This window comes from Aquimarina longa SW024 (assembly GCF_001401755.1).
GTDB classification, from domain to species: Bacteria; Bacteroidota; Bacteroidia; order Flavobacteriales; family Flavobacteriaceae; genus Aquimarina; species Aquimarina longa.
In genome coordinates, this window is sequence record NZ_KQ474101.1 from 250,896 (window position 1) to 273,591 (window position 22,696).

The window sequence follows — 22,696 nt, forward strand, 5'->3', positions numbered from 1 at the left end:
AAGCTTTTTATTTTTTAAAAAAGCTAAAAACAGAACCTCCATATTTTCTAGAATTACTAAAATTTATTGATTCTTCTAGAGAGGTATGTTTAGAATGTTCGATAATTAAAATTCCACCATCATTTAATAATTCATTTTTAAAAACTAATTCAGGAATTTTATTAAATTGATCAATAGAGAAATCATAAGGAGGGTCAGCAAAAATAATGTCTACAGGATGTTTTACTTTTTCGAGATAATTGTAGACATCACTTTTTATAGTTTCTATAGGGCAGTCGAGTTCTTTTGCGATACTTTTGATATATCCTAAACATGCATAGTGAGAATCTACCACTGTTATGTCTTTTGTGCCTCTAGATATGAATTCGTAACTAATGTTTCCAGTTCCTGTAAAAAGATCTAAAACAGATATACTAGAAAAATTATATTGATTTCTTAGAATATTAAATAATCCTTCTTTTGCAATGTCAGTAGTAGGTCTAACCGGCAGTTTTTTAGGAGCTGTTAATCTTTTTCCTTTATATTTTCCTGAGATGATACGCATATTTAGAAATGGCTAAGTAATGTGAAATATTGATGAGATTTAAAAGGAGTTATTTCTGATGCTAATTTTAATTGCTGCTGATGACTTCCAAAACTTACATTATTGATATACGTATATGCAATTTTATAAAATTCACTGTCTTCAGATATATTTCCTAAAAAAAATAGGTTAAACTCTTCAGGGTTTAACTTTAGTTGCTCTGCAATGTGCATAAGGTAATATAAAAAATCTTCTTTAGTTTGGTGTTTAAAGGTATTACTTAACACAAATTTACCTTTAATGAATACGATTATATCAAAAGAATCGTCATTTATATTAGCAAAAACAGTTGTGGATTCATTATTTTTTTCTTGGGTAATCAAGGAGTTTATTAGAATAGTGCTAGTGTGTTTATATGTAAAAGAACCAAAGGAGTCAAAAAAATAATTGTTGATATTTGTATAAGGTATATAGACAGTCACAATATCATGTCTATCTAGTGTATCATACGCTATAAAATCATTTTTTAGAACTTTTGTGTTGAATTTTAAATATTCATTTAATAATTTTTCATCAAATAAAGGTTTAGGGACAACAGTATATAAATCATTTTGGTGGATTACATCAATACTATTAAATACTTGTTCTCTTAGGTTTTTATTATGGTTGAAACTATACTTAATCTTATCGAGAACTTGTTTTGGAGTTAATTGAATACCAAAATTGTCCTGTTCTATGGCAATGATTTTTTGGTTTTTATTTGTGATGCAAAAAGAAAATCCATTCAGGCTCACCTGAATGGACAATTTTTTTGATGTATTATCATCTATACTATTGATCGTTTGCACCATAAGTTCTTGGCCAGTTACCAGAAGTCATTACTTCTGTCATTGATCCTACTGATAGATGCGTACCATTAACTCCATCAACAGATTGTACTTCTTTTTCTTGAGCGAGGAGGTCTTTATCTTGATCACTTAATAGGATGTCTTTTGCAACTTTAGCTTCAAAAACAGCTATTCTAAGATCATTTTTATTAATATAACCAGCATCTAGTTCAAAATCACCATCAATATCTTCTAATGGAATTTTCATCATACTTTTATGACTTCCAGTCTTAAATAAAGAATCTTTTATAGAAGCATAACCAAGTGTATCAATGACAACAGTATCTCTTGGTTCATCAATTTTAAGGACTTTATTAAATCTGATAAAACTAGAATCTCTTCTCTGGGTTAACGTGAATTTAGCAGTGTCTATAAAAGTAACCAACTTAACTGGGTCTTTCTCGAATTTACCCGTTACTGATCTATATGCTAATTGAGCTGTACGAATATCTCTTAGATTCTTTACAACTTTTGCATATCGAGCTTGTTTTACTTTATTGAACTTTACAGGACCATTAATAGAATTGAATACTAAGTATCCTAAAAACCCTATAATTACCCACAGAACTAATTGAACAACAATTTTCATTTTATGATTTAACTTTTAACATTAGTGTATACGCAAATCTACAATTTTTTTTTAATCGTAAAAGTTTATTCCCAAAAAATCATCCTTATCTTTGATTTATTAATGGGGATATTAATCCTAAAAGTAATTTTTTTTCAATGAAAGAAAAAGAGTTTTATGAATTATTAAAAAAGAGTTTTCCTTTTGAACCTACTATAAAACAAGATATCGTTCTCCAAAAACTATCCTATTTTGTGCTGTCAGAATCAAAAGAGTCTCTTTTTTTATTGAAAGGATATGCCGGTACAGGAAAAACTACTTTGATAGGATCTTTAGTTAAGAATTTATCAAAGATTAAGTCAAAAGCAGTTCTTTTAGCTCCAACAGGTCGCGCAGCTAAGGTGATTAGTAATTACTCAGGTAAACATGCTCAGACAATCCACAGAAATATATATTATCCAAAAAAGAATAAAAACGGAGGATTAGCTTTTCAATTAAAACAAAATAAGAATAGAGATACTATTTTTATAGTAGATGAAGCTTCCATGATTCCTGATACTCCAAGTGATAGTAAATTATTCGAAAATGGATCTTTGTTAGATGATTTAATGATGTATGTGTATTCTGGTCATAATTGCAAAATTCTTTTTATAGGAGATACAGCACAATTACCACCAGTTAAATTAGAGGTAAGCCCTGCTTTGGATGTAAATACTCTTTCAATAGGCTTTAATAAAGAGGTCACTCAGATAGAGCTAGATGAAGTAGTACGACAAACTGAGGATAGTGGTATTCTTGTAAATGCTACTTGTTTAAGAGAAGTTCTTAATGATGGTTTTTATGATTCTTTCAAGTTTAATATTTCAGGATATTCAGATGTAGTTCGATTTATTGATGGATATGAAATTATGGAAGCTCTAAACGAAGCATATTCTAATTCTGGACATGAAGAATCAGTAATTATATTGCGTTCTAATAAGCGAGCAAATGTTTATAATCAACAAATCCGATCTAGAATACTTTTTCAAGAAGAAGAATTATCTTCCGGAGATTATTTGATGGTTGTTAAAAATAATTATTATTGGCTAGATAGCAATAGTGAAGCTGGTTTTATTGCTAATGGTGATATTATTAAAGTTTTAGAGATCTTTTCAATAAAGGAATTATACGGGTTCAGATTTGCGATAGTGAATGTTAGCATGGTTGATTATCCAAACCAAAAGCCTTTTGAAACTGTTCTAATACTGGATACACTAACTTCAGAAACCCCTTCATTATCTTATGAAGAATCAAATCAATTATATCAAGAGGTAATGAAAGATTTTGAAGATGAAAAATCAAAGTATAAAAAATTTCTAGGGGTTAAAAACAATAAATTTTTTAATAGTTTACAAGTCAAATTTTCTTATGCGATAACATGTCACAAATCACAGGGTGGACAATGGGATAATGTATTCATAGAGCAGCCTTATATTGCAGAGGGAGTAAATAAAGATTATTTAAGATGGCTATATACAGCAGTTACAAGAGCAAAAAAGAAATTATATTTGATAGGCTTTAAAAAAGATTTTTTTTATGAAAATTAAGAATTTAATATTGCGTTTATTTTGGTATAGATCTTGAGATAGACTTTGAAGATAAAAAAAAATTAAAGCAAAAGGAAATAAACTAATTTGATAATAAAGATGTAAAATTAATTTTAAAAAGTTACTTTTGCATTTCTAGAAAAGCAACAAATTTTGAAGAAAAATACTCTCAAAACTATCGCAATGATTCCTGCGAGATATGCAGCCACGCGATTCCCTGGTAAATTAATGCAAGATCTTGGAGGAAAAAGTGTTATAAGAAGAACATATGAGGTTACTCTTAATTCTGGACTTTTTGATTCAGTCTATGTAGTCACTGATAGTGATATTATTTATAAAGAGATTACATCTCATGGAGGTGTCGCTATTATGAGTAAGAAAGAACATACATGTGGTAGTGATAGAATAGCAGAGGCTGTTGAGGATATGGATGTTGATATTGTAGTAAATGTCCAAGGAGATGAACCTTTTACTGATCGTGAGAGTTTAGAAAAAGTGTTAGATGTATTTTATCAAGAGGATTCTGATCGTATAGATTTGGCTAGCCTTATGACACCAATGGAAGATTGGGATGATATTATGAATCCTAATAGTGTAAAAGTTATTGTGGATGAACATAATTATGCGTTATATTTTTCTCGAGCTCCTATTCCATATCCTAGAGATAAAGAAATAAATCATGTTTATTATAAACATAAAGGAGTATATGCGTTTAAAAAACAAGCTATTTTAGATTTTTACCATTTACCTATGCGTACTTTAGAAGCTTCAGAAAAAATTGAATGCATTCGATATTTGGAATATGATAAAAATATTAAAATGGTAGAAACAGATCATGAAGGTGTTGAAATTGATACTCCAGAAGATTTAGAAAGAGCAAAAAAAATAATAAGTAAAGAACATCAATTGGATCCAAAACCAGTTTTGTCTACTTCGGAGGTATCTACCTCTATGCATAAAAATTTCCCAATGGTTCCAAAAGTAGTATTTGGAAGAGGAGCTTTTAATCAAATAAGTAGTATTATTTCACCAGAGAGAAATGGTGTTGCACCATTTATATATTTAGTAGATGATGTTTTTGAAAAAAATACTTCTTTTATAGAAGATAGAATACTATTATTTTATACAGATAAGATCATTTATATATCTACAACAGAAGAGCCTAAAACATCTCAAGTAGATCAAATAGTTACAGCAATTAAAAATGACTATCAATATACTCCAAGTGGGATTATTGGTATTGGAGGAGGGTCTATATTAGACTTGTCTAAAGCTGTAGCAATAATGCTTGCTAATCCAGGAAGTGCAGCAGATTATCAAGGCTGGGATTTAGTAAAAAATAAGGCAGTATTTCATGTAGGAGTACCTACAATTTCGGGAACAGGTGCAGAAGTATCTCGTACAACAGTACTTACAGGTCCTGAGCGTAAATTAGGAATTAATTCTGATTTCACACCATTTGACCAAGTTATATTAGATCCAGAATTGATAAAAGATGTCCCTAAAAATCAATGGTTTTATACGGGGATGGATTGTTATATTCATTGTATAGAATCATTAGATGGAACTTATTTAAATGCGTTTAGCCAGAGCTATGGAGAAAAAGCATTAGAACTTTGTAAAGAGATTTTTCTTGAAACAAGTTTAACCAAAGCTGAAGCAGATGAAAAATTGATGATGGCATCTTGGCATGGAGGAATGAGTATTGCATATTCTCAGGTTGGTGTTGCTCATGCTATGAGTTATGGTTTAGCATACGTACTAGGTACTAAGCATGGTATAGGTAATTGTATTGTGTTTGATAAATTAGAAAAATATTACCCAGAAGGAGTTGCTTTGTTTAAAAAAATGAAAGAACTCCATAATATAGATTTGCCTAAAGGTGTTTGTGCGAATGTAACAGAAGAGCAATTAGATGTTATGACAAAGGTGGCCTTAAGTTTAGAACCATTATGGGAAAATGCATTAGGACGTGATTGGAAATCAAAGATTGATGAAGATAAATTAAAAACTATTTATAGAGCTTTATAAAGCTCTATAAATAGTTTTTAATTTATGTTAGTACGCATCAAATTGGATTTAAAAACTTATATAGAATCTTTAAGAAATAGTAAAATTAGCAAATGAGACGTTTTTCTTCGTTTATATTTCATAAAATTCTAGGTTGGGAAATTGTTGGTGATTTTAGTTCAAAAACTGTAAAAAAATGTATCATAATTGTGGTGCCACATACAAGTTGGCATGATTTCTATATAGGTTTATTGATTAGGCAATTATCAAGTGTTAAGATAAGTTTTTTGGCAAAAAAAGAACTTTTTAAATGGCCATTAGGGTGGTATTTTACTAAAGTAGGAGGGATTTCTCTAGATAGAACTTCAGGACAAAATAAAGTTGAAGCTATTGCAGAGTTTTTTGCAAAAAGAAAAGAGTTACGATTAGCACTCGCTCCTGAAGGTACAAGAAAAAAAGTGAAAGAGTGGAAAACAGGATTTTATCACATCGCTAAAACTGCAGAAATACCAATCATTATGGTAGCTTTTGATTTTGGGAAGAAGCAAACAGTTATTTCAAAACCATTTTATCCTACCAATGATATTAAAAAAGATTTTAAACATATGTATAATTTTTTTATTGGAGTTAAAGGTAAAATTCCTGAATATAGTTTCGATGGAAGTTGATTTTGTATAAGAAATCTATATTTATAACAGTATACTAAAAGAGATCTATTTTATTATAAAATAGATCTCTTTTAGTATACTCTAATTAGTTAGAAGTATAATTGCTATGTTGTTGTTCTTAAAAAAAAACTTTTTATTAAGATAATTCTTCCATAGTGTGATAAACATTTTGTACATCCTCATCTTCTTCAATTTTTTCTAAAAGTTTTTCTACATCAGTAGCTTGTTCTGAATTAAGTTGTTTGGTTACTTGTGGGATGCGTTCGAATCCTGATGAAAGAATTTCGATTTCTCGACTTTCTAGTTCTTTTTGGATAGCTCCAAAACTTTCAAAAGGTGCATAGATTAATATTCCATCATCATCCTGAAAAACTTCTTCAGCACCAAAGTCAATAAACTCAAGTTCGAGTTCTTCAGGGTCTAGACCTTCTCCATTAATTCTAAAGTTACAAGTATGATCAAACATAAATTCTACAGAGCCAGATGTACCTAAATTACCATCACATTTGTTGAAATATGATCTGATGTTAGCTACTGTTCTATTATTGTTATCTGTTGCAGTTTCTACTAGAATGGCTATTCCATGAGGAGCATATCCTTCAAAGAGAACTTCTTTGTAGTCTCCTTGACTTTTGTCAGAAGCTCTTTTAATAGCCCGTTCTATATTGTCTTTAGGCATGTTTACAGACTTGGCATTCTGAATTACCGCTCTTAAACGAGAATTAGAATCTGGATCTGGTCCTCCTTCTTTTACCGCCATAACAATATCCTTGCCAATTCGAGTAAACGCCTTTGCCATTGCAGACCAACGTTTCATCTTACGTGCTTTTCTAAATTCAAAAGCTCTTCCCATATGCTAATTTTAAAATCTGAATACAAACATAAGTAGAAACGAAGTTTTTGACAAATGTTTGTTTCATATCAATTTATATAAATGTAAAGTTTCAAACTTTAATAGTAAAATTATAATCATCAAAATTTTAGTTTTACTATTAAATTTTCTCATTATTCTCCTTCAATAATAGTATCTATTGTTTTTGCGAGTTTAAAATCTTTTTCGGTGATTCCTCCTACATCATGAGTAGAAAGGCTGATCTGCAATTTATTGTATACATTCGACCAGTCAGGATGATGATTTTGTACTTCGGCTTCAAAAGCGATACGAGTCATTACAGAAAATGCATCTTTAAAATCATTAAATTCAAAAGTTGTGTGAAGTGCATTATCATGGTATTCCCAACCATCTATTTCTTTAAGCTTTTCGTTTATCTTAGATTCTGATAATTTTACTATCATTAGTATTTGTTGTTAGTTAATAGATGTTTTTTTATTTAATTTAATCCTAATTTATCGCGTAAGACTTCATCTTTATTATTGTTTTTATTCCAATAAGCAGATTTAATACGTTTAATTTTAGTCGCTTTTGTAGTAAGTTTTTTTGAATTGTTACCAAATCCACTAATGAAAGTTTCTTCCCATTTTTCTATTGTATAGGGAAAGGTATTAGTAAGAGTAATACTGATACTACGGTCAAGGTTTGGATATTCTAAGGTATATGTATTAGTAGAAGTGCCTTTTTGTATAAAAGCCTTTGCGGAGTACGCTTTAACTTCTTTATGCCTTAATCTGCAGTATTCAAAAGAAGGAATGATTTGTATATCACCTTGAGGTAATCCGTTTGGGTTAATTCTAATTTTTGCCCAAAGTTCATTTTCTAAGATAGTTTTGTTTAGTTTAAACTCTTGATCTGCTTCATTTTGAAAGTATGAGTGTGATGTGATTTCAAATTGGTTTCGATTGTTTAATTGTGTATATACATGACCACACCATTCTTGTATAGAATTAGAAACTTTAATCGCGTGCTGATTATCTTTTACAGGATAAAATGTACTTTGCATGGTTGAATATGGATAGATTCCTGTATTAAACTTTTTGGTAGCATTAAGTTTTAAAATAGGTGTGTTATTGCTATTTTTATGATCTGCCTTGACTTGTTCTTTAGTTAGAAAATCTTCAGTAACATAAATGAGAATAGCAGTTCCTTTTCTCATTTCACCATATCGAGCTTGTTCTAATGTATACGACGTTATTTCTGCTTCACCATTATACCAGTATTTTTTGAAATCCTTTGATAACTCTTTTTTAAATTTATTATTCTGGGTATCAGTTTTGATAACAATATCGTTCGTTTTGTTTGCTTTAATATTACTACAAGCAATAATAGCTAGTATGCTTAGAGTAATGAATATGGACACTATCTTTTTCATAAAAATCTATTTTGAATAACAAATTACAATAAAATTAGTGCTCAGCAAGTGTTGTTAACATTTCATAAACAAGATGCGTAGGGAGCCCCATAACATTAAAATAACTCCCTTGTATATTCGTTATTCCTATTAGTCCTATCCATTCTTGTATGCCATAAGCTCCAGCTTTATCTATTGGATTATAGGTGTTTACATAATATTCAATTTCTTCTGTAGTAAGTTCTTTAAAAGTTACTTTAGTTGTATTATTTATTAGTATAGTTTGTCTAGTAGTTTTAAAGCATACTGAAGTAATAACATCATGGGTATCTCCGGATAAAGATCGGATCATTTTTGATGCCTCCTCTAGGTTTTTTGGTTTTCCTAAGGCGTTATGATTATACCAAACAATAGTGTCGCTAGTGATTAGGATATCTTTAGGATTTAGTTGAGAAAAAGCATTTGCTTTAAGCTCAGCAAGGTAATCAGAAATCTCTTCAGCTTGGAGGTGATCAGGATAAATTTCCTCTATTTCTTTCAATTCTATAGTGAAATTCAGATCTAAATCTTTAAAAAATTGTTGTCTTCTAGGGGAGCCAGAAGCAAGAATTATAGTGCTATTACGTAATAGGTTTTTCAGCATGTTTTATTTTAAAATAAATTGATATGATACTAGTGAAATAGATGTAATGAGCAAAATCATTTTTAGAATTAAACTTAATCGAGTAAGGCTTTTATTTGATTCTGCGCTAAAAATTTTTATCATAAAATAAAGTAGTGGAGCAATTATAAAAATAAGAGCTAAGATAACAGCGTTACTATTTGAAAAAAGGTAGGAGTACATATAATAAATAACAGCCATAATAGGGAGTAGAGTTGCTAAACCAATAAGTTTTGTTGTTCTGTTTTTACCTATAGCTACTGGAACTGTCTTAATCCCTTTATTATGATCATTATCTATGTGTAAGCAATCTTTGACTAATTCTCTAAGAAAGATAATCATAAATGCAAATATAGAGTAATCAAAAATGATAGAAAAAATAACTTTCTGAGACTCTTTATTTTTTTCGGTGATAGCAGGAAGAAGATCAAAGAAGCCTATTATAAGTATGCTTAATGCAATAAGTACAGCAATTATAATGTTTTTAAGAACGATAATTTCTTTTAAATATGAGGCGTAACTATAAAATAACCCAGAGATAATAATGAATAATGCTGCAAAACTAGGTTTTCCTATAAGATTTGCTATGTAAAACCCTATAAGAACCCCTGTTATATTAAAAAAGATAAACAATTGGTTAGCTGTTTTTTCTGTTATCTTACCTTCTAATAAATTTGTTTTTTTTAAACTTTCTTGATTGTAGATGGCTATGATTATATTTCCTGCAGCTGCTATTGAAACAGTAGCTATTATTAAAAGAAAAATACCAAAACCATTTAAAGTGATAGCAATATTAAAAGGAGTAAATAGACCATATTTAACACATAACTGGGCTAAGGCTATGATTAGGAGGTTGTCAAATTTTATAAGTTTTAAATAGGGTAACATAAGGTATTTGGTTAGTTAGTCTGTAAATGTAATAATTAATCTTAATTCTAAATTATAACTATACGTAATTGCTTTTTCTAAATTTAAAAGATATTGTACTTATATTTATCGATGATGATAAGGCTCATTTTTTAGAATAGTAAAGCCTCGGTATAATTGTTCTACAAAAAACAAGCGTATCATTTGATGCGAAAATGTCATCTTAGAAAGAGCTAGTTTACTATTAGCTCTATCATAAACTTCTGGGCTAAAACCATAAGGTCCACCTATAACAAAAATTAATTGTTTGATTCCACTATTCATATGTTTTTGTAGTACTTCAGAAAAATCAACAGAGCCATAATGTTTTCCATTTTCATCTAGTACTATTAATACATCAGACTTTTCAATAGTACTTAATATTAATTTTCCTTCTTTTTCTTTTTGTTGAGACTCGCTTAAGTTCTTAGCATTTTTAAGATCAGGAATTACTTCAAGATTAAATTTAATATAAAACTGTAGTCTTTTTATATAGCTATTGGTAAGACTATTAAGTTCTTTATTATCTGTTTTTCCTATAACGATTAATTTAATATTCATTATCCTTCTTAATTGTAATATTTTTATCCTAGAAACTAGACAAAATTTTGAATAAAGTTATAAAGTAAATAGAAATACCATATGCTTCTAGCTTCGTACTTCCGACTTCTTTTTTTACATTAGCAAAAATAACCATTCAATATGATTAGTGAAACCCAATTCAATAAAGAAGTCGATTTAATAATAATCAATGCAATACGAGAAGATGTTGGAGATGGAGATTACAGCTCGTTAGCTTGTATCCCAGAATCAGCAAATGGAAAAGCAAAGCTTTTAGTAAAAGATGAAGGTATTTTGGCAGGTGTATCGTTTGCAAAAAAAGTATTTAACTATGTAGACCCAAACTTGAGTATTGAAGTGCTTTTAGAAGATGGAACCCCTGTACGTCATGGAGACATAGCCTTTTATGTTTCGGGAAATTCTCAATCAATTCTTAAAGCAGAACGATTAGTTCTTAATGCAATGCAGCGAATGAGTGCAATTGCTACAAAAACAAATTATTTTGTTACCTTATTAGAAGATACCCAAACAAAAATATTAGATACTCGTAAGACTACTCCAGGATTACGCGCTCTAGAAAAATGGGCAGTAAAGATTGGAGGAGGAGAAAACCACAGATTTGCATTATATGATATGGTGATGCTTAAAGATAACCATATAGATTTTGCGGGAGGAATTACTAAAGCTGTAGAGAAGACTAAAAAATATCTTGCTGATCATAATCTTAATCTAAAAATCATTGTAGAAGCTCGTAATCTTGATGAAATTAAAGAAATACTTCAGACATCGGGAGTATATAGGATATTGATTGATAACTTTAATTATGAAGATACTCGTAAGGCAGTGAAATTGATAGGAGATACATGTCTTACTGAATCTAGTGGAGGAATTAACGAAAAAACTATTCGGAATTATGCAGAATGTGGTGTAGATTATATTAGTAGCGGAGCTTTAACACATTCTGTATATAATTTAGATTTGAGTTTGAAAGCAATATAATATATGTCAAAAATCATTGAAGAGAAACTCAATAAGATTCCAGTAATCAATTTTCTGATAAAGATAGGGAAGAAACTTATTCTTCCTGGTTTTGTAGGGTTATCTATATATGATTTAATAGAAATCTATGTCACTGGAATTATAAAAGGAACTTTTTCGGCAAGAGCAAGTGCAATATCTTGGAGTTTTTTTCTTTCATTATTTCCTTTTTTGTTATTTCTTCTTAATTTAATACCTTATGTTCCTATAAATGGGTTTGAGAAAGGTTTTTTTGAATTTGTTAATGGCGCATTGCCTAAACAATCTTCAGACTTTTTCTCGGGTATATTTAAAGATATAGCATCTAATCCTAGAGGAGGGTTATTATCTACAGTTTTTGTACTATCAATACTTTTTATGACTAATGGAGTTAATGCTGTTTTCTCTGGTTTTGAATACTCGTATCATGTAACTCTTAATAGGAACTTTGTTAGACAGTATTTAGTAGCATTAGGAGTTTCGATTATTGTGGCATCTTTATTGTTAATTACTGTTATAGGAACCCTATATTTTTCATATTTGGTGGATGACTTAAATAAAATGGGAGTTGTAGATGATACTGTTTTTTGGTTAACAGTAGGTAAATATGCAATGTTTGTTTTTATGATATTTATAATCATAGCTACCCTGTTTTATTTAGGAACTTCCGAAGGAAAACAGAATAAGTTTTTTTCTCCAGGAGCATTTATGACAACGTTTTTGATTATTGTAACCACATATTTATTTGGAATTTATATCGATAATTTCTCTAATTATAATCAATTATATGGATCCATTGGGGCGATGCTAATACTAATGTTGTATATATGGCTAAATGCTAATTTAGTATTACTTGGTTTCGAGTTAAATGCATCACTAAATCAATTAAGAAAAAATAATAATACGGATTAATATATTTAAAAAACTTTTTTAGAATGAAAAAAATAACGACACTGTTTCTGATCTTCTTTAGTATTATAATAGCTCAATCGCAAACCAAAGTAGGCGATGCTGTATTGTCTAATGCGTTAACATTTAATAAAGAAAAACTAATAATCAATGGAGCGGGCCTTAGAGAAAAAATAATTTTTGATATATATGCAGGAGCATTATATCTTAAAAAGAAGAGTGATAATGCAAGTATGATAGCAAATTCTGATGAGACAATGGCAGTAAAAGTACATGTGTTATCTCGATTGTTGACCAAAAAAAAGCTAGCATCTGCTCTTAGAAACGGCTTTAAAAAATCTACAAATGATAAAACAGCTCCTTTAAACGATAGAATAGAAAAATTTATAGGTTTTGTATCCGAAGAAATACAAGTAGGACAAGTTTTTGACTTAGTCTATGAAAAAGGAAAAGGTAGTGTGTTGTATAAAAATGGAATAGAAAAAGGATATGTAAAAGGATTAGATTTTAAGAAAGCATTATTTAATATTTGGTTAGGAAATAATCCTGTTGATAAAGGGTTAAAAGATAAAATGTTAGGTAAGAAATAGGTTGAAAGTTGTTATTTTTGCGATAAAATACTTAATTTGAGTATATTTAATATATCATGTATTATGCAGGCATAATATATTTTATTATGTTTGCAAAAAAATAAAATCTTTAAAAGAAATGAAAAAGACTGTTTTACTATTTTTAGTACTTGTTTCTTTAGCCTCAGTAAATGCACAAATTAGAGTAGGTAAAGCAATATTGCCATATGAAGAAACTTTTGAAGGAGTAGATCTTAAATTAAACGGAGCAGGAATGAGAAAAGTACTTTGGATCGATATGTATGCAGGAGGGCTCTATTTACAAAAAAAGAGTAAAGATTCAAAAGTTGTTCTTGATGCAAATGAGACAATGTCTATGAAATTAGATATTGTGTCTGGTTTTGTGACACAGAAAAAGTTTATAAAGGCAGCTCAAGATGGTTTTCAGAAAGCTACGTTTGGAAACACTAAAACACTAGACAAAAGAATAAATAAATTTCTAAACTTTTTTTCTGAGCCCATAGTAAAGAACGATGTTTTTGATTTGGTATACGTAAAAGACGTTGGTGTAAAAGCATTTAAAAACGGAAAAGAATTAGGCTTGATTAAAGGACGTGATTTTAAATATGCGTTATTTAAAATTTGGTTAGGAGATGAACCCGCAAGTGAAGAAATAAAAAATGGTATGTTAGGAATACGATAATTTATAATATACATAAAATATTTGATAAAACTAAGCTATCTGGTATGTCAGGTAGCTTTTTTAGTTTAAATTTTTAGGAGTAAAAAAATAATGAAATAATGAAGAACTACAGCTTTTTGTATAGGCTATCAGAGTTATGGTTAAAACTTTAACATTTTTTTTATGTTAGTTTTTTAAAAATCATATAACTAACCTACTATAATCTTAAAAAACTAAACCATGAAAAAAATAATTACTTTAATAACTATATTGGCAATATCTACTTTTAGTATGGCACAAATAAGAGTAGGAGATATTGTACTACCATATAAAGTAAACTTCGAAGGAGAAGAGTTATCATTAAATGGAGCAGGAATGAGAAGTATTCTTGGGTTTGATACCTATTCAGGAGGTTTATATACTAAGAAAAAATATAATGATCCAAGAGTGGTATTAGATTCAGATGAGAGTATGTCTATCCGATTGAATATTGTTTCTAAAAAAGTTACTAATAAGCGAATGATAAAAGTTTTTAAAAAAGGGTTTGACGATGCTATGTTTGGAAATACTCAAAGCTTAGATGTAAGAATAGAAGAGTTCTTAAAGTTATTTTCTTCTCCTATGCTAATTAATGATTATTTTGATTTAGTGTATATTAAAGGAAAAGGAATCAAAACATATAAAAATGGAGAAGAATTAGGTTTTATAAAAGGTAGAGATTTTAAGTATGCACTATTTAAAATATGGTTAGGAAATGAACCAGCTTGTAAGCTCATCAAAGGAGGAATGTTAGGATTAAGTAAATAGACAATATAACCTTAGGGTACAAGATCCGATTTAATTATAAATCGGATTTTTTTATTCTATAAATTAGGATTTGATTATAGCTTTAGGATCAAATTATAAAATATATAGTTTCATATTAAAAATTAACCTTAATCTTATTCGTTAAACTTGTATTTTTGTTGTTTATGCCAATTCTTATGTGAAATTATTATAAAAGTGGTAAATGCTTTTCATTTTATATATAAAGATAAGTTAGGAGATACTGTAATAATGTTACCTATTTTTATTTTAGAATGTAAGACGAAGCAATATGACTTTCTAGAAGAGTTTTGTTTTATGAAATGGTAGATATCTATTTTTTTGTTATTAATTGATAATGTCGCACTTTATAAACGTAATTCTTCCTATACCTCTTGATAAAGAGTTTACTTATAGTATTAACAGTAGTGAAGCTATTTTTCTAAAACCAGGAATGCGGGTAGCCGTTCAATTTGGTAAGAGTAAAGTATATGCAGCTCTAGTAACCCAGATACATCAGAATCCTCCCTTAGTTTATGAAGCTAAAGAAATAGAGCATATCCTTGATGAATCTCCGATTGTTACATTACATCAATTAGAGTTGTGGTCTTGGATCTCTAGCTATTATATGTGTACAAAAGGAGAGGTAATGAGGGCAGCTCTTCCTACAGCATTTTTATTAGAAAGTGAAACTATTATTTTAAAAAATGAGAAAACTCATTTTGATGAAGCATTATTAAAAGATGATGAGTTTTTGATTTACGAAGCATTACAATATCAAAGTTTACTTCGGATACAAGAAATAATGAGTATAATAAATAAGAAAAATGTACTTCCAGTAATAAAACGATTAATAGAAAAAAAAGTTATCACTGTTCAGGAAGAAATCTATGAACAGTATAAACCTAAATTAGTAAGGTATATACGATTAAATGTAGAGTATACTAAGGAAGAATCCCTACGTGTTTTATTAGAATCAATGACACGAGCACCTAAACAACGTGAAGTACTATTGCATTTATTTACCTTACAGGCTAAAACTGTTAAACAGATAAAAGTTAGTGAACTCTTAAAAACATCAAATAGTTCTACAGCGGTAGTACGAGCATTAATTGATAAAAATATATTAGAAGAATATCATTTGCAAACTGATCGAGTTCAGTACACAGGAGCGGTAACTAGTCTAACAAAAGAACTTAATGCGTATCAGCTTAAAGCATTTCAAGAAATAAACAATTCTTTTACTACTAAAGATGTATGTCTGTTACATGGCGTAACATCATCTGGTAAGACAGAAATCTATGTTCAACTTATAGAAAAAGCGATTCAAGAAAAGAAGCAAGTATTGTATTTACTTCCAGAAATAGCATTGACGACACAGTTGATTGCTAGATTACAAGAATATTTTGGAGAACAGTTAACAGTATATCATTCTAAGTATTCTGTGAATGAAAGAGTGGAGGCGTGGAATAATGTTAAAGCAGGAAAATCTAAAGCACAAGTAGTTATTGGAGCTAGATCTGCGATATTTTTGCCATTTACGAATTTAGGATTGATTATAGTAGATGAAGAGCACGAAAATACATTTAAGCAATATGACCCTGCACCAAGATACCATGCAAGAGATACCGCTATAGTTTTAGCTAAAATGTTTGAATCCAAAGTATTATTAGGATCAGCTACGCCAGCTCTTGAAACATTTTATAATGCAAATCAGAAGAAGTATGGATTTGTAAAACTTACTAGACGGTATGGTAATGTGCTTATGCCAGAAATTAACTTGGTCGATATAAAGACAAAATACCGTAAAAAAGAGATGACAGGGCACTTTAGTGATACACTATTAGAGGGGATTAATGAAGCTTTAAAAGAAGGAGAACAAGTTATTCTCTTTCAGAACAGAAGAGGATATTCTCCTGTAATAGAATGTAATACTTGTGGGCATTCACCTCAATGTTCGAATTGTGATGTAAGTCTCACATTTCATAACTATAAAAATCAATTAAGATGTCATTATTGTGGATATTATATTTCGATGCCTCAAAAATGTATGGCTTGTGGTAGTATTGATTTAACAACCAAAGGTTTTGGGACAGAACAAATAGAGAGAGAATTGAAAGATCTTTTTCCTAATCATAATATAGGAAGAATGGATCAGGATACTACTCGGGGAAAACATGGATATGAGAAGATTATAAATCGGTTCGAAGATGGTGATATTGATATTATGGTAGGTACACAGATGCTTTCTAAAGGATTAGATTTTAGAAATGTGAGCTTGGTTGGTGTTATGAACGCAGATAATTTACTTAATTTTCCTGATTTTAGAGCTCATGAACGTAGTTTTCAATTGATGCAACAAGTTGCAGGGAGGGCAGGAAGAACCAAAAAAAGGGGAAAAGTTTTAATTCAAACATATAATCCGTTTCACCAAATCTTACAACAAGTATCTGTAAATGATTATGAAGGAATGTATACAGATCAAATTGAAGAAAGGTATCAATATAAGTACCCTCCATTTTACAAAACGATAAAGATTACAGGTAAGCACAAAGATTATAATAAAGTAAATAAAGCTATGGATTGGTTAGGTATATCTTTAAAAAATGTATTTAATGAAAATGTATTAGGTCCAGAGTTTCCTCCAATATCAAGAATAAGAAATCAATATCATAAAAACCTAATTATAAAAATTCCTCAAAAACAATCCTTATATAAGACAAAAGAGGTTATAAGAAGAATTCATACTTCTTTTAAAAGTATAAAAGAGTTCTCTGGAGTAAGGATTATAATAAATGTGGATAATTATTAACCATTTAAAGCTTCAATAAGAGAATGTTTCTTATGTCTACTAAGTGGTATTTTTTCATCAGCAATTTCTATATTACGACTATTATAACGTTCTACCTTATCTAAATTAACAATATAAGATTTATGGATTCTTAAAAAACGATCACTAGGCAATTGCGCTTCAAAAGATTTCATTGTTGCTAAAACTACAATAGGATCACCTTCTTCCATAATAAGTTTTACGTAATCACCTAAAGCTTCAACGTACTTTAACTGATTTAAGAAAATTTTTCGTTTTTTGAGATTACTTTTTACAAAGATATAGTCGTCATCTTCTAGTATGGCATTTTCACCACTACCTATTCGAGACATGCTAAGTGCTTTATCTACAGCGGCATTAAATCGATCTTTCTTTAAAGGTTTTCGTAGGTAATCTACAGCATCATAATCAAAAGCTTTAAAAGCGTACTTTGTTTTTCCTGTTACAAAAATAATATGAGGCTTGTTTTCTAAATCATCAAGAAGGTCAAAACCAGTAAGGATTGGCATTTCAATATCTAAGAATAACAAATCAACTTGTGTATCGAGTAAACCATTTTTAGTCTCAATAGCATTATTCCACTCAGCCACTAATTCTAGGGACGAATGTTCATCTATTAGCTTTACAATAGCTAGTCTTTGGAGGCGAGAATCATCTACCACCGCACATTTTAATTGAGATTGCTCCACTTGTTCAGGTTAAAAATTGTAAATACAATATTAATGAATATATCTTGTTTCTACAAACAATTTTAGCTTTTTGTCGATAAAAGTAGTGTTTCGTCGAAATAAAAATAAGATTTGAAAAATCAAAAAATAGTGTTACTTTTGCAGCCAATTTTAATTTAAATTTTAGATTTTATGAATCAATACGAAACTGTTTTCATCTTGAATCCCGTTTTATCTGAAGATCAGATAAAGGAGACAGTTAAGAAATACGAAGATATTCTTGTTTCTAATGGTGCCAAGATGATATCAAAAGAGGATTGGGGGCTTAAGAAGCTTGCATATGCAATCCAACACAAAAAAAGTGGTTTTTATCACCTATTTGAGTACCAAGTGCCAGGAGAAGCTATCAATGCTTTAGAAGTTGAGTACAGAAGAGACGAAAGAGTAATGCGTTACCTTACAGTGCGTCTTGATAAGCATGCAATTGCATGGGCAGAGAAAAGAAGAACTAGAAACAAACAAAAAGCTTAATTATGTCATCTATAGAACAACAGGCTAAAGGAAAAAAAGACGGAGAGATCAGATATCTTACTCCTCTTAATATAGATACGACAAAAACTAAGAAGTATTGTCGTTTCAAAAAATCAGGAATCAAATATATAGATTATAAAGATCCAGATTTCTTAATGGCATTTGTAAATGAGCAAGGTAAATTATTGCCTCGCCGTCTTACAGGAACTTCATTGAAATATCAACGTAAAGTGAGTGTTGCTGTAAAAAGAGCAAGACATTTAGCTTTAATGCCATACGTTGGTGATTTATTAAAATAAAATTCGTCATAACATATTATGGAACTTATATTAAAAAAAGACGTTGAGAATCTAGGATTCGCAGATGATATAGTAGAAGTTAAGAATGGTTATGGACGTAACTATTTAATACCTAATGGTTTTGCATTGTTGGCAACTCCTTCTGCTAAAAAAGTACTTGCTGAAACATTAAAGCAACGTGCCTTTAAAGAAAAGAAAGAGATTGAAGATGCTCAGAAAATAGGGAAACAACTTACTGGACTAGAGATTAAGATTTCTGCAAAAGTAGGTTCTGGAGATAAATTATTTGGTTCTATATCTAATGCAGATGTTGCACAAGCATTTGGTAAAGGAGGAGTTGAACTAGAGAAAAAATTTATTACAGTGCCTGGAGGAACAATTAAACGATTAGGTCAATATGAAGCTTCTGTTCGCCTTCATAGAGAAGTAATTATTCCTGTTGCTTTTGAGATTATTCCTCAAGGTAAATAAGGAAGAACAGTTAATAACTGTTTTATAAGATTAAAAAAATCGCTCTTTTGAGCGATTTTTTTGTTTTAATTTTATACTTAGTTAACACAAAAACCTTGTTAGATGAAAAAAATTATAGTATTGATTTTGATAGTATTAGGGGGAACGGTTAATGCTCAGGTAACAACATCTAATATTTCGGGTATTGTTCGGGATAATGTAAGTGAATTATTGCTAGGAGCAAATATTACTGCGATACATACACCAACAGGAACATCTTATGGAGGAGTTACAGATTTTGATGGACGTTTTAACCTTAATAATCTACGTGTAGGAGGGCCATATAAAATAACAATAAGTTATGTAGGTTTTAAAAAACAACTTATTGAAGATGTGTTTTTGCAATTAGGGCAAACGTTTAATCTTACTATTATTATGATTGAAAATGATAATCAATTAGAAGAAATAGTGATCACTACTAATAAAAATTCAGCATTTAGTAGTGAACGTACAGGAGCTGAAACCAGTGTTGGAAGGAGAGAATTAACTACTTTGCCAACCATATCAAGATCTGCAGCTGATTTTACCAGATTGGAACCTACGGCAAGTGGGAACTCATTTGGAGGAAGAAATGATCAATTTAATAATTTTAGTTTAGATGGTGCAGTATTTAATAATCCATTTGGATTAGATGCAGCAACTCCCGGAGGGCAAACAGATGCTCAGCCAATTTCTCTGGATGCGATTGATCAAATTCAGGTTTCTACAGCACCCTACGATGTAACTTTGTCTGGATTTACGGGAGCATCAGTTAATGCTGTTACTAAGAGTGGTACAAATAGTTTTAAAGGAACTGCTTATGGCTTTTTTAGAAATGAAGACCTTACGGGGGGTAAAGTAAAAGGCGATAATGTGTTCAAGTCAGATTTAGAGCAAGTACAATATGGATTTAGTATTGGAGGTCCTGTTATAAAAAATAAACTATTCTTTTTTGCTAATGCAGAAAGAGATGAGCGTACAGACTTAGGTGCTCCTTGGTTATCTAATAAGAATAGTGGAGCAATAAATGAATCTAGAGTATTAGAATCAGATTTAATAGCAGTTAGAAATGCATTATCAGATCTAGGATATAATACAGGTGCATATCAAGGATTTACATATGATTCTGAATCTGTAAAAGGAATTTTTAAATTAGATTGGAATATTAATACTAATCACAGAGCAGCTATTATCTATAATTTTTTAAAAGCTTCTAAGGAGAAACCAGCACATCCTTCTGCATTAGGGGTACGAGGACCTAGTGCTTCAACATTACAGTTTGAAAATTCAGGTTATGAAATAAATAATAACATTAATTCTTTTCAATTAGAAGTTAACTCTACATTTTCTAATAAGTTTGCTAACAAGTTTCAGGCGGGATATACTCATTTTGATGATTTTAGAAATCCATTATCAACTCCGGCACCTGTGATAACCATTCAGGATGGAGCAGGATCTAATTATATTATTGCTGGACACGAACCATTTTCTATCCATAATAGACTAGATCAAAAAGTTATTCAGGCAACCAATAATCTTAATATCTTTTTGGGAGATCATACTGTTACTGTTGGTGCTTCTTTTGAAATGTTTAAATTTAAGAATTCATTTAATTTATTAGCTTATGATAATTTTGGAGCTAGTAGGTATTATGGAACATTACCATTTGGAGCCTATCCTTCTGTAGGGACATTTTTAGCAGATGCTACTGATCCTAATGGAGTATTACGGACTAACTTACAGTATGCTCAGAACCAATTTTCTGCTCTAAATTCGGCAGGAGAAGGAAATGATAAGGGGTGGAGATTAGCAGAGTTAAATGTAGGTCAATTAGCTTTTTATATTCAGGAAGAATGGAATGTAACAGAACGATTTAAGTTAAGTTATGGACTTAGATTTGATAAGCCATTATATTTTGATACTAAAGATTTGATAAAACGATATATTGATACTGATAATGGAGCAAATAGAGATGAAAGCGTGTTATATTATAATCCTTCTACAGGAGATCAGGTAAATTTAGACTCTACAATATTACCTACAGATAAAGTTTTAATATCTCCAAGACTTGGTTTTAATTATGATGTGAGAGGTAATAAAACATTTCAAATACGTGGAGGCACAGGTATATTTACAGGAAGGTTACCTTTTGTTTGGATAGGGAACCAAGTTAGTGGAGCAGACGATGGTTTTTTTCAAATTGTAGATCCAGACTTTCAGTTCCCTCAAGTATGGAGGTCTAGTTTTGGGGTAGATTATAAATTAAATAGTGGGATTGTTTTTACAGGAGATTTCTCATATACGAATGATATTAATGGGGTGCATGTTCAGAACTGGGGATTGCGAAATCCTACAGGAGCTTTACAAGGAGCAGATAATAGACAGATTTATAGAACTTCAGATAAATCCGCGAATGCATTTGTTTTAACAAACTCTAATCAAGGAAGAGTAATTAACACTTCTTTTAAAGTAGCAAAGAATTTTAAAAATAACTTATATGCAAGTGTAGCATACAGTTATCTAGATGCTAAGGATGTAAACTCGATAGAAGCAGAAATTACTGGAGATGCATTTGCTGGTAATCCAGCATTGGGTAATGTTAATAGGGATGTCTTATCATACTCCAAATATGGAGATAAACATAGAATTATTGCTATTGCTTCTAAAAAATGGAAGTATAATAATGATAAGTTCGCAACTACGATTTCTGCTTTTGCAGAATTTGCTCAAGGTGGTAGATTTAGTTATACATATGCTGGAGATATTAATGGTGATGGTTCTTTCTCAAATGATCTAATTTATATACCTACTAAAGAAGAATTGTCTACATATATATTTAGTGGAACTTCTGTAAGTGAAAGAGAACAGCAAAGGGCTGCATTTGATTCTTATATTCGACAAGATGACTATCTTAATAAAAATAGAGGAAGATATGCTAAACGATATGGAGCAATAGCTCCATGGAGAAATAGAGTTGATTTTAAAGTGTTACAAGATTTTAATATTAATGTAGGAGAAAAGGTAAATACAATCCAGTTAAGTGTAGATATATTAAATATAGGTAATTTGATTAGTTCAGATTGGGGATTAGTACAGCAACCTAACAATGTACAGATTTTAGGAGTTAAGGTAGATAATACAACAAATATTCCTGAATATTCTTTTAATCCCAATTTAGCTAAAACATTTGGGTATGATTCCAGTCTTCAATCTAGATGGCAAGCCCAAGTTGGATTGAGATATATATTTAACTAATTATTTGGTTTAATATAGGGTATCATA

General features: G+C 30.1%; 23 protein-coding genes and 1 pseudogene. 14 read left to right on the plus strand and 10 right to left on the minus strand.

Going from position 1 to position 22,696, the window contains the following annotated elements:
- Nucleotides 1-7: 7 nt before the first annotated feature.
- Genes N456_RS15385 through N456_RS15395 form a run of 3 tightly spaced genes read right to left on the minus strand, consistent with a single transcriptional unit; the run spans nt 8 to nt 1,999 of the window.
- A complete protein-coding gene (locus tag N456_RS15385) occupies nt 8-544 on the minus strand; it encodes an RsmD family RNA methyltransferase (protein ID WP_062059153.1) in 537 nt (178 codons plus the stop codon).
- 2 nt (nt 545-546) lie between these two features.
- Nucleotides 547-1,374: a DUF3822 family protein gene (locus tag N456_RS15390; RefSeq protein ID WP_062059156.1), complete on the minus strand. Its 828-nt coding sequence runs from the start codon at nt 1,372-1,374 to the stop codon at nt 547-549.
- Nucleotides 1,355-1,999 (minus strand): hypothetical protein, encoded by a 645-nt coding sequence (locus N456_RS15395; RefSeq protein WP_062059159.1) that lies wholly within the window; start codon nt 1,997-1,999, stop codon nt 1,355-1,357. Before N456_RS15395 ends, N456_RS15390 begins: the two co-directional genes overlap by 20 nt.
- Nucleotides 2,000-2,136: 137 nt before the next feature.
- Between N456_RS15395 and N456_RS15400 the strand changes: the two genes are divergently transcribed.
- From N456_RS15400 to N456_RS15410, 4 genes and pseudogenes are all read left to right on the plus strand, one after another.
- Nucleotides 2,137-3,564 carry an ATP-dependent DNA helicase gene (locus N456_RS15400; RefSeq protein ID WP_062059162.1) on the plus strand — a complete coding sequence of 476 codons (1,428 nt, stop codon included), beginning with the start codon at nt 2,137-2,139 and terminating at the stop codon, nt 3,562-3,564.
- A gap of 183 nt (nt 3,565-3,747) precedes the next feature.
- Nucleotides 3,748-4,452 (plus strand): annotated as a pseudogene (kdsB, locus tag N456_RS25035) (3-deoxy-manno-octulosonate cytidylyltransferase); the annotation flags it as partial.
- An 81-nt stretch (nt 4,453-4,533) separates the two neighbouring features.
- A complete protein-coding gene (locus tag N456_RS25040; RefSeq protein ID WP_062059502.1) occupies nt 4,534-5,595 on the plus strand; it encodes an iron-containing alcohol dehydrogenase family protein in 1,062 nt (353 codons plus the stop codon).
- 92 nt (nt 5,596-5,687) lie between these two features.
- A complete protein-coding gene (locus N456_RS15410) occupies nt 5,688-6,242 on the plus strand; it encodes a 1-acyl-sn-glycerol-3-phosphate acyltransferase (protein WP_062059165.1) in 555 nt (184 codons plus the stop codon).
- A 136-nt stretch (nt 6,243-6,378) separates the two neighbouring features.
- Here N456_RS15410 and N456_RS15415 read toward each other — a convergent pair whose 3' ends face one another.
- The 6 genes from N456_RS15415 to rlmH form a co-directional block, all read right to left on the minus strand.
- Nucleotides 6,379-7,095 (minus strand): YebC/PmpR family DNA-binding transcriptional regulator, encoded by a 717-nt coding sequence (locus N456_RS15415; RefSeq protein WP_062059168.1) that lies wholly within the window; start codon nt 7,093-7,095, stop codon nt 6,379-6,381.
- 152 nt (nt 7,096-7,247) lie between these two features.
- Nucleotides 7,248-7,538 carry a 4a-hydroxytetrahydrobiopterin dehydratase gene (locus N456_RS15420; RefSeq protein WP_062059172.1) on the minus strand — a complete coding sequence of 97 codons (291 nt, stop codon included), beginning with the start codon at nt 7,536-7,538 and terminating at the stop codon, nt 7,248-7,250.
- 35 nt (nt 7,539-7,573) lie between these two features.
- Entirely contained in the window at nt 7,574-8,509 is a 936-nt protein-coding gene (locus N456_RS15425; RefSeq protein WP_062059175.1) for a hypothetical protein, read from the minus strand.
- Nucleotides 8,510-8,543: 34 nt separating this feature from the next.
- Entirely contained in the window at nt 8,544-9,131 is a 588-nt protein-coding gene (locus N456_RS15430) for a Maf-like protein (RefSeq protein WP_062059177.1), read from the minus strand.
- A 3-nt stretch (nt 9,132-9,134) separates the two neighbouring features.
- A complete protein-coding gene (locus N456_RS15435) occupies nt 9,135-10,037 on the minus strand; it encodes a geranylgeranylglycerol-phosphate geranylgeranyltransferase (RefSeq protein WP_062059180.1) in 903 nt (300 codons plus the stop codon).
- Between the two features lie 105 nt (nt 10,038-10,142).
- Entirely contained in the window at nt 10,143-10,616 is a 474-nt protein-coding gene (gene rlmH / locus N456_RS15440) for a 23S rRNA (pseudouridine(1915)-N(3))-methyltransferase RlmH (RefSeq protein ID WP_062059184.1), read from the minus strand.
- Nucleotides 10,617-10,757: 141 nt separating this feature from the next.
- Here rlmH and nadC point away from each other — a divergent pair, with 141 nt between their 5' ends.
- The 6 genes from nadC to priA all read left to right on the plus strand — a co-directional run bounded on the left by nadC (nt 10,758) and on the right by priA (nt 17,409).
- The gene (gene nadC / locus N456_RS15445) at nt 10,758-11,615 is read left to right on the plus strand and encodes a carboxylating nicotinate-nucleotide diphosphorylase (RefSeq protein WP_062059187.1); all 858 of its coding nucleotides are present in this window, start codon (nt 10,758-10,760) and stop codon (nt 11,613-11,615) included.
- A 3-nt stretch (nt 11,616-11,618) separates the two neighbouring features.
- Nucleotides 11,619-12,545, plus strand: coding sequence for a YihY/virulence factor BrkB family protein (locus tag N456_RS15450; RefSeq protein WP_062059190.1), 927 nt, complete (start codon nt 11,619-11,621; stop codon nt 12,543-12,545).
- A 23-nt stretch (nt 12,546-12,568) separates the two neighbouring features.
- Nucleotides 12,569-13,132 (plus strand): chalcone isomerase family protein, encoded by a 564-nt coding sequence (locus N456_RS15455; protein ID WP_062059193.1) that lies wholly within the window; start codon nt 12,569-12,571, stop codon nt 13,130-13,132.
- Between the two features lie 118 nt (nt 13,133-13,250).
- Nucleotides 13,251-13,814, plus strand: coding sequence for a chalcone isomerase family protein (locus N456_RS15460; protein WP_062059196.1), 564 nt, complete (start codon nt 13,251-13,253; stop codon nt 13,812-13,814).
- 219 nt (nt 13,815-14,033) lie between these two features.
- Nucleotides 14,034-14,600 (plus strand): chalcone isomerase family protein, encoded by a 567-nt coding sequence (locus N456_RS15465; RefSeq protein WP_062059200.1) that lies wholly within the window; start codon nt 14,034-14,036, stop codon nt 14,598-14,600.
- 355 nt (nt 14,601-14,955) lie between these two features.
- Nucleotides 14,956-17,409 carry a replication restart helicase PriA gene (gene priA, locus N456_RS15470; RefSeq protein WP_062059203.1) on the plus strand — a complete coding sequence of 818 codons (2,454 nt, stop codon included), beginning with the start codon at nt 14,956-14,958 and terminating at the stop codon, nt 17,407-17,409.
- Here priA and N456_RS15475 read toward each other — a convergent pair.
- On the minus strand, nt 17,406-18,116 hold the full coding sequence (locus N456_RS15475; protein WP_062059206.1) for a LytR/AlgR family response regulator transcription factor: 711 nt from the start codon (nt 18,114-18,116) through the stop codon (nt 17,406-17,408). The genes priA and N456_RS15475 overlap by 4 nt on opposite strands.
- Before the next feature lie 171 nt (nt 18,117-18,287).
- On the opposite strand from N456_RS15475, the gene rpsF reads away from it, so the two are divergent.
- From rpsF to N456_RS15495, 4 genes are all read left to right on the plus strand, one after another.
- Nucleotides 18,288-18,626: a 30S ribosomal protein S6 gene (gene rpsF / locus N456_RS15480; protein ID WP_062059209.1), complete on the plus strand. Its 339-nt coding sequence runs from the start codon at nt 18,288-18,290 to the stop codon at nt 18,624-18,626.
- The gene (gene rpsR / locus N456_RS15485; protein WP_189457518.1) at nt 18,626-18,925 is read left to right on the plus strand and encodes a 30S ribosomal protein S18; all 300 of its coding nucleotides are present in this window, start codon (nt 18,626-18,628) and stop codon (nt 18,923-18,925) included. The genes rpsF and rpsR overlap by 1 nt, the downstream gene beginning before the upstream one ends.
- Before the next feature lie 18 nt (nt 18,926-18,943).
- The gene (rplI, locus tag N456_RS15490; protein ID WP_062059211.1) at nt 18,944-19,396 is read left to right on the plus strand and encodes a 50S ribosomal protein L9; all 453 of its coding nucleotides are present in this window, start codon (nt 18,944-18,946) and stop codon (nt 19,394-19,396) included.
- A 102-nt stretch (nt 19,397-19,498) separates the two neighbouring features.
- A complete protein-coding gene (locus tag N456_RS15495) occupies nt 19,499-22,669 on the plus strand; it encodes a TonB-dependent receptor (RefSeq protein WP_062059216.1) in 3,171 nt (1,056 codons plus the stop codon).
- The last annotated feature ends 27 nt before the right edge of the window (nt 22,670-22,696 follow it).